Below are 10161 nucleotides of genomic sequence, written 5' to 3'. Positions count from 1 at the left end.
TTTCGCTTCGGCCCAGAGGCCTCAGCGTCCGTTTGTTTTAACGCTCGATGTTCAGTTTTCAAGGAGCAATCTTGTCTTTGCTTGTCCGCTTCGTTTCCGAGGCAGGAATTAGATCTTATCATAACCTCGCGACACTTTGCAACACTTTTTTCAACCATCCGAAACTTAGAATCTTTCATCAACTGTTCCGAACTGTATTTATCGTGCGTTGCAAAAGGCACAAGAAGTAATTTAACACATCGACCGCCCACAGCGCAACCCCTTTTTTCAAAATACATATGTTCCCTCTCATCTGACCATGAATACGTAAGGAATGAGCAAAAATCGCGATGGCGCTCTTTCCGTTCGATGCTATGCTGTAGACGTGAACTTACTCTTCTATATAGAAAGAAAGCGAGGCGAGTAGCGCTTGGCCTATTTATCGTTAAGCACATGGAGCCTGCATCGACTGCTCGGACCGCTCCGGTGGACGGCTTGGGATGCCGACGAGGCGCGTCACATCGTAAACGAACAGCACCAGCCTCAAATATTGACGTTGCTTCAGCTGCCTGCCGAAGCCGCGAAAAGAGGCTATTCAGCCGTGGAGATCTGTCACTTCCACTTTCCAAGCATGGAACTCGATTATCTGGCCCGGCTGCGGGAAGCCTTCGATGCGTCCGGCGTCCGCTTCGATACGCTGCTGCTGGATTACGGGGACTTGACGGCGACGGATCCAATCAGACTGGCTGCGGATCTGACGCTCATGCGCACATGGATCGACGCGGCTGCAAGCGCCGGAGCCAAACAAATCAGAATCGTCGCCGGCGAACGCGACGCATCGGACGAAACGACGCTGGCACAGTCCGCCCGGCATCTTCGCGAATTGTCCGCTTACGCAAAAGAGAAAAACGTAAACGTCGTTACCGAAAACTTCAAAGCGTTAACCGCAACCGGAGACCGATGCCGCGAGCTCATCACGTTAACCGAACCGGACGTGCAATGGATCACGGACTTCGGCAATTTCTCGGGCCCGCGCAAGTACGATGAGCTCGATACGATCCTGAATCATAGCGTGTCCGTACACGCCAAAGCGCAGTACTACGATCAGGGTTTGCCGGATCGCCCGGAGTTCGAACGGTGCCTGGACAGATCGATCCGAAGCGGCTTCGACGGGGCTTACGTGTTGATTTACGACGGTCCGGGAGATATGTGGGAAGGGTTGGAACGTATCAAGACGATCGTTCAAGAGAATTTAAAAGAAGCGCAATAAACGAGTCGCCCCGCATGCTCGGCATGCGGGGCTGTATTTTGTAATAGGCGAGTTACAATATTCTTTTGGCGGTGACGTACTTGGATTTCCAATAGGCGCTGTTCATGCTCGATACGGTGACGCCCTGGCTGGTGCTGGCGTGCAGGATGTTGCCGCCGCCTGCGTAAATCGCGACATGGCCGATCCATTTGTTCGAGGAGCTGAAAAAGACGAGATCGCCGACGCTCAGCGAGGCCTTTGCGACTTTGGTGCCTTTGCCGGCCATGGCGGCAGCCGTGCGCGGCAGTGTCAAGCCTTCTTTGCCGAATATATATTGTACGAACGACGAGCAATCGAAAGCGGAGGTCAAACCGCTGGCTGCGCCGTAAAGATAAGGCGTGCCTATGTACTGCTTGCCGAATGAGAGCAATTCGAGCGACTCGGGGGTAGCGGCGGAAGCTTTGGAAGTTCCCAGCGCAGACGCGCCTCCAAAAAACAAACCGGCGGCGAGTACGGCGGAAACGACAGGCTTGATGAGCTTGCGAACGTTCATAAGTTAAGATCCTCCGGTGCAATGTTAGGTTAATCTTGCTTGGGATTGATCTTAACACATCTGAATCACCCTCTTTTTCCCAAAAAGAAGGCAAAACCGCTTCAAAAGCCGCTAAAACGCGGATTGTTAAAATAGCGTGAGAAAAAGTTAATCATAAGGAAACCGCCGGAAATGGCTTCCGGCGGTTCGTTGTTATTAACGGCGATCGTCGCTCGTGTGGCGCGAACGCATACCTGCAAGTCCAAGCAATCCCAGCAAGCCGAGCCAGCCCCAGTTCGAGCCGCGGTTGTTGTCCGTCGCTTTGGCTCTGTAAGTGCCGTCCGTAGACCGCGCGCGGTACGTGCCGGTCGTCGAAGGCGTATTGTAGCCGGTGTAGCTGCGGGCGTTGTAATTGTTCGACGTCGTACCGGTGCCGTAAGTGCCGCCGGTCCCTGTCGAATTCGTACGATAGCCGCCCATCGTGCCGCCCGTCCCCATGCCGGAAATGCCGGTATCGCCAGTGCCGTACATGCCGGTCGTGCCATTCGTTCCATAGGTGCCGTTCATGCCGTAGCCGCCGGTCGTGCCGTAACCGCCCGTCGTGCCGTAAGCGGAAGTCGTCGGCGAAGGGCTCGGTACGGCCGTCGATACCGAAGTGGCATAGGCAGGAACGGCCAGAAACATGGACAAACACGTGCAAGCTGCTGCTTTGCGAAGCGTCGAATTCAAAATGTGTTCCTCCTCGGGAATGGGATTGACAAGTCCAAGCGCGAATGCCCTTGTAATGTCCCTCGCATCGCCCGAGCGCATACCGTGAGAAAAATGCCATTCCGCTCAATCCGGCCCTTCACAGGCAGCATGTCCTAACGCGTGTAAAATCCCGCATTATAAAAGCATAAAAACGCTCATTACTTAAACACAGTCAGCGGTACCTCGAACTCCGGCATGCCGGCTGCGTAAGGCGTATATTCGTACTGCTCGAAATAAACGACCAATGACCCATGTCTTAGGAAAAAGGGCCGATCGGCTTCGATCGTTTTAAATGGCGTCAACAGTTCCAGCTTGCGTTGTTTGATTTGCGTTTGGATCGCGCCATTGATGATCGAGACATAATCGGCGCTTGCACCCGCGACATCCTTCAACGACAGCTGCTCTCCCGTCTTCAGATCGAACGTATAAGGCACGCGTTGGGTGCCGCCATGCGCCCCGCCCGTATAAACATAATAGTCCACGTACAAGCTAAGCAGGCCCGATTCGTTATTGGAGATCGTGTAAATGCCTTCGAATTCCACGGGAGGAAATTCGGTGTCCGGATAGCTTTGTTCGGCCTCGGCATTATCTTTGGCGGCTTGCTCAATCGTCTGGCGGCCGTTAGCCGCGTACTTTTCCGCTTCGCTTTTCAGCTTGGCGTTAATTTTAGCTTGCGCATCCTCGTTTTCCAAATCGGAAAATACCGGATAGGATACGGTCAACGACAGCTTGGAGGCGCTATGGTTAATTTGTGCCGAAGTCCAGCTCAATTTATTCTCTGCGATAGGCGCAATCGATACGGTCTTGGTGGAAGCCTCGTAACCGATGCTGTAGCCGAAGCTCTCGAGGACGAAGCGCAGCGGCACAAACGTCGAGCCGGCTTGAACGTACGCAGGCGAAGCGTACAAGCGCTCGCCGTTCAGCCGGTAACCGGATGCCGGCGACAGCTGCATCGTACGGCCGCGGCCGGTCAGCGTAGTCTCCCGCGACTTCGGATCCCAAGCGGTCTTGATGCCAAGCCGATCGTTCAGCGAACGGAGACCGATATACGATTCTCCGTTCACGATCGCGGCAGGCAGATACACTTTTTTGCCTTCGATCGCGAACGGCCGTGCCGAAATTTGCAAAGCTTGCTCGGACGAGGCTGCATCGGCGCGCGAAGCCCCGTTGACGCCTGCAAGTCCCGCGACCGCCAGTACGGCGGCTAAAGCGGCGATTTTCGCCCTGCGGAGCATCAAAGAAGAAGTTCCTTTGCGATGGACAGACATATTTGCGGCCTCCTCTTGCCGAGATTTTAAGTCTTCCAGCCTTTACCCGATATTCCGCCTCAAGCTGCGGCCCAAGCTAAAAAGCCGTTCGATAAATCGCTTTGTTCTCCAATCCTCTGATCATCGGCGTCCACGATTCGCCGTCCGGGAGCGCGCCCAGCGCGTCCTCCGCCATCTGCAGCTTGGCATCGAGCGAATCGATATAATGGAGCGCGATCGCTTCGGCCGTCTGCGGCTGAACGGGGCTGCCCCACTCGCCCAGATTGTGATGCGACAGTATCAAATGCTGCAACGCGACGACCTTGGGCGAGTCGGCGGGGATGCCGAGCTTGAGCGCCGCTTCGGTCACCCAGGTGGACGCCAAAGCGATATGACCGATCAATCGACCTTGAACGCTATATTCGGATACGATACCCAGGTTCGCCGTAAGCTCCTCGGTCTTGGCGATATCATGCAGCAGGATGCCTGCGCGCAGCAGATCGGCATTCAAAAAGGGACGCTGGCGGCACAAAAAGTCGCCGATCTCCAGCATACGCACCGTATGGTAGGCCAATCCGGCATAATAATTGTGGTGATGGGTTTTGGCGGCGGGATAATGGGACAGCTTGTCCCCGACCTTCGCCAGACAGTAGTCGACAAGCCCGCGCAGCTCCGCGTCGACGATCTCGGAGGCCGTCCGCTGGATCGTGTGTACGAGATCGATGGCCGCGATCGGTGCGGCCTTGATGAAGTCCGCGATCGCGACGCCGTCCTGTTCGACGGCCAGACGAATCCGGTTGACTTTGATTTGCAGCTTTTCGCGGTAGAGCTGGACGACGCCTTGCACCTTGACGAGTCCCATCGGCGCGAACAGGCTTTTTTCGGCCGGGGACACATCCCAATATTTAGCGGGCAGCTGGCCGCTCGCATCGCATAGCACGATGTCGAAGTAGTCTTTGGCCGGCGTTCCGTTCGTTTGCTTGACCTCGAATTCGCGCAGCAGATAGAAGCCGACGAACTCGCTGCCGCTGCTCATTTCCCTGATTAACGTCACGTAGGCATCCCTGCTTTCCTTCTTTTGCAGACAGTATAGCAGAATCGCCAAGACCCTACTAATCTCTTAATAGACGATACGACGGCGCAAAAAGTTGACGGCGATCGCGATTTTTCGCGTCTTCGCAGTCTACTGTTTGGACGAACCCGATGTTGGCTAATGAATGTTAAAACGTAAAGGAGTTGACAGGCGATGCCGAATCAGCACGTAGTGCCTCACGAAAACGGCTGGGCCGTACGCGGCGAAGGCTCGAGCCGGCCGGAGGTCGTGACGAATACAAAGCAGGAGGCCGTACAGGCGGCCCGCAAGCTGGCGCAGGAGCAGCGCTCGGAGCTTGTCATTCACGGCAAGGACGGCCGCATACAGACGAAGGACAGCCACGGCCACGACCCCTATCCGCCGAAAGGCTGAGTCCGTCACGCTGCACCGAGAGTCGATGTTACGCAAGAAAAAGAAAAACGGGACGCGACAGATCAGCGATCTGCCGGGTCCCGTTTTTTGCGCATTCGCCGACTTGGCGTATACCCGATTCAGCGTTAAACCATAACCTTACAAATGTCGTTCGTGAATTCGACCGGATCCTCGATCGGCAGCCCCTCGATGAGCAGCGCCTGGTTGTACAGCAGCGCCGTGTACAGGCCGAGCTTTTCCTTGTCCGATTCGAATGCGCTCTTGAGCGACTTGAAGACGTCGTGATGCGTGTTAATCTCAAGCACCTTGTCCGCCTTGACGTCCGGATTGTTCGGCATCATGCGCAGCACCTTTTCCATCTCGATCGTCACTTCGCCCTCGGTGGACAAGCAGACCGGATGCGAACGCAGACGCTTGGACGCCTTGACGCTCTTGACCTTGTCGCCGAGCAGCTCCTTCATCGCGCCGAACAGCCCTTCGTTGTCCTGCTGCTCCTGCTGCGATTCCTTGGCCTCGTCCTCGGTCTCGATGCCCAGATCCCCGCTCGACACGCTGCGGAATTCCTTTTCCTTGTACTTCATGATCATCTTGATCGCGAATTCGTCGATATCGTCGGTGAAGTACAGAATCTCGTAGCCCTTGTCCGCCACCAGTTCGGTCTGCGGCAGCTTCGCGATGCGCTCGTTCGAATCGCCGGTCGCGTAGTAGATGTACTTCTGCTCCTCCGGCATCCGGGAGACGTAATCTTCGAGGCTGACCAGCTTCTTCTCCTTGGAAGAATAGAACATGAGCAGGTCCTGCAGCGTGTCCTTGTGCATGCCGTAGTCGCTGTAGACGCCGTACTTCAGTTGGCGGCCAAACGCCTGGTAGAACTTCTCGTACTTCTCCCGGTCGTCGCGCTGCAGCCGCGTCAGCTCGCCCTTGATCTTGCTCTCGATGTTTTTGGCGATCAGCTTGAGCTGGCGGTCGTGCTGCAGCATCTCGCGGGAGATGTTGAGCGACAGGCTCTCCGAATCGACCATGCCTTTGACGAAGCTGAAGTAGTCCGGCAGCAGGTCCCCGCACTTGTTCATGATGAGGACGCCGTTCGCGTACAGCTCGAGACCCTTTTCATATTCCTTGGAATAGTAGTCGAACGGCATGCTCTCGGGAATGTACAGGATCGCCTGGTATACGATCGCGCCGTCCGCGCTAATATGGATATGCTTCAGCGGCTTGTCGAAGCCGTAGTGCTTTTCGTTGTAAAAGTTTTCGTAGTCCGCGTCCGTAAGCTCGCTCTTGTTTTTGCGCCAGATCGGCACCATGCTGTTGACGCGCTCTTCTTCGGTGTACGACTCGTACTCGTTCTCCGTGCCTTCCTTGAGCCGGCTCTTGGTGGCATTCATCTTGATCGGGTAGCGGATGAAGTCGGAGTACTTCTTGATAATGGAACGCAGGCGGTACTCCTCGAGGTATTCGTCATAGCTGTCGTCTTCGGTATTGTCCTTGATCTTGAGCGTAATCTCGGTGCCGACGTCATCCTTGCTCGCAGGCTCGATCGTATAGCCCTCAGCGCCGTCGGATTCCCACTTGTAAGCGGTATCGCTGCCCAGCGCGCGGCTGACGACCGTGACGTTGTCCGCGACCATAAACGCCGAATAGAAGCCGACGCCGAACTGACCGATGATGTCATGGCCTTCCTTGGATTCGTTCTCCTGCTTGAAGGCGAGCGAGCCGCTCTTCGCGATGACGCCGAGATGTGTCTCCAGCTCCTCCTGGGTCATGCCGATGCCGGTATCGCGAATCGTCAGGGTACGCGCGGCCTTGTCGGGGATCACTTGAATATAATAGTCGTCCTTGTTGAATACGAGCTTGTCGTCGGTGAGCGCCCTGTAATAAATCTTGTCGATGGCGTCGCTCGCGTTCGAGATCAGCTCCCGCAGGAAGATCTCCTTCTGCGTATAGATGGAGTTGATCATCATCTCCAGCAGCCGTTTGGATTCGGCCTGGAACGGTTTCTTTTCCATCGCTCTACTCTCTCCTTCAATGCTCCGCATAGTGTTAGCACTCTCTCGCCGAGAGTGCTATTTCCTTCTTTTTTATAACATTGGATTCTTGGTAAAGTCAATAAGAAGACGGTCCTGCGCCGAGGCGAAATGTTCCGCAAAACGCCCGACGAGCGGGGCGCCGCTCTCCGGACAGAAGAAAAGCGCCTCGCCATGGCTACACGCGCGTGTTGTCATGGCGAAGCGCATCGTGCGGCCGCAAGACTCGCAGCCGACTATTCTCCCGCGAGCTCGCGCTGGAATGCCGCGATGGCCCGATATTCGTCCTTCAAGCGCCGCGAGACGCCGATAAAAATCGGCAGCAGCTTGTGATAAACGGCCGCGTGAGCCGGATCCGGCACATGCCGGTGCGTCGCGCCGACCATGCCGGCCGCGACGTTCAGCGAGCCGATCCGTCCGGTCGCGAACAGTCCGAGCACGGCCGCGCCGAGGCAGGAGCTCTCGAAGCTCTCCGGCACGACCAGCTCCTGGTCGAAAATATCGGCCATCATCTGCCGCCACAGCGCGGACCGCGCAAAGCCGCCAGTCGCGTGAATGCGGCGCGGACGGCCGATCCGCTCTTCGACGGCGAGCAATACGGTATATAAGTTAAAAATGACGCCTTCGAGTACGGCGCGCAGCATATGCTCCTTGCCATGATGCAGCGTAAGTCCGAAAAACGAGCCTCTAGCGTTCGCGTCCCACAGCGGCGAGCGCTCCCCGGTCATATATGGATGGAATAAAAGACCCTCGCTCCCCGCAGGCACCTTGGCCGCAATGTCCATCAGCAGGTCGTTCGGATCCATCCTCAGCCGCTTGGCCGTCTCGGACACTGACGATCCGAATTCCTCCCGGGCCCAGCGCAGCAGGACGCCGCCGTTGTTGACCGCGCCGCCGATCACCCAATGGCGCTCGGTGAGCGCATAGCAGAAAGTACGGCCCTTCGGATCGACGGCCGGACGGTCGGTCACGGTCCGGATCGCGCCGCTCGTGCCGATCGTCGCGGCCACGACGCCGGGCTCGATCGCGCCGACGCCTAGATTCGACAGCACGCCGTCGCTGGCGCCGACGATAAACGGCGTGTCCGCCGCAAGCCCCGTCTGCCGGGCATAATCGCCTTGCAAGCCGGCGAGCGCATGCGTCGTCGGCACGAGCTGCGACAGCCGATCCGCGGTCACGCCTGCCGCTGCGAGCGCCTCCTCGTCCCAATCCAGCCGCTCCAGGTTCATGAGTCCGGTCGCGGACGCAATCGAATGGTCGACGACGTACTCGCCGAACAGCTCGGCGAATACGTATTCCTTGATCGAGATGAACCGGCGCGCGGTCCGGAACAGCTCGCCGTGCGACTCGCGCAGCCACATCAGCTTGGTCAGCGGGGACATCGGATGGATCGGCGTGCCGGTCCGCAAATAAATCGCATGTCCCGAGCCATCCTCCCGCAGACGCTCCGCCCACGCAGCGCTGCGATTGTCTCCCCACGTGATGCTTCGCGTAAGCGGACGGCCCTCCCCGTCCACGGCGATCAGGCTGTGCATCGCCGAGCTGAAAGACACGAACAGCACGAGACCGGGATCGATGCCGCTGCGGTCCATCACGCTTCGCAGCGTCTGAACGACGGCCCGGAAGATCTCGTCGGGATCTTGCTCGGCGACGACCGGTGACGGCGTATAGAGCGGGTATTCGATCGTCGCTTGCGCCACGGGCTTGCCGCTCTCTTCGAACAGCACGGACTTTGTGCTGGTGGTGCCGATATCGACGCCGATCATGTACTTGGAAGCATGCATGGTACGACCTTCTTTCCTATCGTAAATAAAAAACGGCGGAGCGGCCTACGCAAAGACGCTGACGAGCATGATAAGCGCAAGCGCGACGACGGACAGCAGCGTCTCCATGACCGTCCACGACTTCAGCGTCTGCGGGACCGACATGTTAAAAAATTCCTTGACCATCCAAAATCCCGCGTCGTTGACGTGGGACAATACGAGAGAGCCCGCTCCCGTGGCAAGTACGGCCAGCTCGACGTTGGCGCCCGGATTTAACGCAAGCACCGGCGCGACGATGCCGGCCGCCGTCGTCATCGCGACGGTCGCGGAGCCGGTGGCTACGCGGATCAAGGCTGCAACCAGCCAGGCGAACAGCAGGACGTTCACGTTCGCCTGAGTGGCGATGGCCGCGATCGCGTCGCCGACGCCGCTGTTGATCAGCACCTGCTTGAAGGCGCCGCCGCCGCCGATGATCAGGATGATCGAAGCGGTTGGCGCCAGGCATTCGTGCGTGAACCGGGATATGTCGCTTTTAGAGAAGCCTCTGGCAAAGCCGAGCGAGAACAGCGAGAACACGACCGCGATCAGCAGCGCGACGACTTCGTTGCCGATAAACGCGCAAAAGCGGGTCGCAGGACTGACCGCTTGCGGATCCGCGATGCTCGCGATCGATCCCGCCAGCATTAGAATAACAGGCAACAGAATGGTAAACAATGTAATGCCGAATCCCGGGAGGTCGCCGGTCTCCCGCGAGCTGAATTGCTTGGCGAGATTTTCGGGCGGCGAGACGGCGATCCGCTTGCCGATCCATTTGCCGAACAGCGGCCCCGCGACGATCGCGGCTGGCAGCCCGATGATAAGCGAGTAGAGAATCGTCTTCCCCAGGTCGGCTTTGAACGCGTCAATGGCGATCATCGGCGCCGGATGCGGCGGCACGAGTCCATGCACCGTAGACAAGCCGGCCAGCACCGGGATGCCGATCTGCAGGAGCGGCATATTGACTTTGCGTGCGACGATAAACACGATCGGAATGAGCAAGATGACGCCGACCTCGAAAAAGACGGGGATGCCGACGATAAAGCCGACGATCATCATCGCCCAGTGGACCCTTTTTTCGCCGAAGCGGTCGATCAGCGTCGTCGCGATTCGCTC

The 10161-nt window shown here is 57.5% G+C and carries 10 protein-coding genes; 2 read left to right on the top strand and 8 right to left on the bottom strand.

The window, feature by feature from the left end; all coding sequences use genetic code 11:
• Nucleotides 1–278, bottom strand: a 278-nt coding sequence (locus KVT38_RS32280; protein WP_217597862.1) for a hypothetical protein, incomplete at its 3' end; no start/stop codon positions are given.
• Between the two features lie 131 nt (nucleotides 279–409).
• Between KVT38_RS32280 and KVT38_RS32275 the strand changes: the two genes are divergently transcribed.
• Nucleotides 410–1249 carry a sugar phosphate isomerase/epimerase family protein gene (locus tag KVT38_RS32275; RefSeq protein ID WP_217597861.1) on the top strand — a complete coding sequence of 280 codons (840 nt, stop codon included), beginning with the start codon at nucleotides 410–412 and terminating at the stop codon, nucleotides 1247–1249.
• A 52-nt stretch (nucleotides 1250–1301) separates the two neighbouring features.
• On the opposite strand, the gene KVT38_RS32270 is transcribed toward KVT38_RS32275, so the two are convergent.
• From KVT38_RS32270 to KVT38_RS32255, 4 genes are all read right to left on the bottom strand, one after another.
• Nucleotides 1302–1781 carry a C40 family peptidase gene (locus KVT38_RS32270; protein WP_217597860.1) on the bottom strand — a complete coding sequence of 160 codons (480 nt, stop codon included), beginning with the start codon at nucleotides 1779–1781 and terminating at the stop codon, nucleotides 1302–1304.
• 195 nt (nucleotides 1782–1976) lie between these two features.
• A complete protein-coding gene (locus tag KVT38_RS35090; protein WP_254639727.1) occupies nucleotides 1977–2489 on the bottom strand; it encodes a WGxxGxxG family protein in 513 nt (170 codons plus the stop codon).
• Between the two features lie 179 nt (nucleotides 2490–2668).
• Nucleotides 2669–3778, bottom strand: coding sequence for a PdaC/SigV domain-containing protein (locus KVT38_RS32260; protein ID WP_217597859.1), 1110 nt, complete (start codon nucleotides 3776–3778; stop codon nucleotides 2669–2671).
• 76 nt (nucleotides 3779–3854) lie between these two features.
• Nucleotides 3855–4811: a 3'-5' exoribonuclease YhaM family protein gene (locus KVT38_RS32255; protein ID WP_217597863.1), complete on the bottom strand. Its 957-nt coding sequence runs from the start codon at nucleotides 4809–4811 to the stop codon at nucleotides 3855–3857.
• Between the two features lie 192 nt (nucleotides 4812–5003).
• On the opposite strand from KVT38_RS32255, the gene KVT38_RS32250 reads away from it, so the two are divergent.
• Complete coding sequence (locus tag KVT38_RS32250; protein ID WP_217597858.1) at nucleotides 5004–5222, top strand: DUF2188 domain-containing protein; 219 nt, start codon at nucleotides 5004–5006, stop codon at nucleotides 5220–5222.
• 125 nt (nucleotides 5223–5347) lie between these two features.
• On the opposite strand, the gene htpG is transcribed toward KVT38_RS32250, so the two are convergent.
• From htpG to KVT38_RS32235, 3 genes are all read right to left on the bottom strand, one after another.
• Entirely contained in the window at nucleotides 5348–7228 is a 1881-nt protein-coding gene (gene htpG, locus KVT38_RS32245; RefSeq protein ID WP_217597857.1) for a molecular chaperone HtpG, read from the bottom strand.
• Nucleotides 7229–7482: 254 nt separating this feature from the next.
• Nucleotides 7483–9030, bottom strand: coding sequence for a gluconokinase (gene gntK, locus KVT38_RS32240; protein WP_217597856.1), 1548 nt, complete (start codon nucleotides 9028–9030; stop codon nucleotides 7483–7485).
• Nucleotides 9031–9075: 45 nt separating this feature from the next.
• Nucleotides 9076–10161 (bottom strand): GntT/GntP/DsdX family permease (locus KVT38_RS32235; protein WP_217597855.1); only part of this gene is annotated, 1086 nt, incomplete at its 5' end.

This window comes from Cohnella sp. GbtcB17 (genome assembly GCF_019091135.1).
Taxonomy (GTDB): Bacteria; Bacillota; Bacilli; order Paenibacillales; family Paenibacillaceae; genus Cohnella.
The sequence above is the reverse complement of the archived record's forward strand: the minus strand, read 5'-3'. Positions and strand labels throughout refer to the sequence as shown.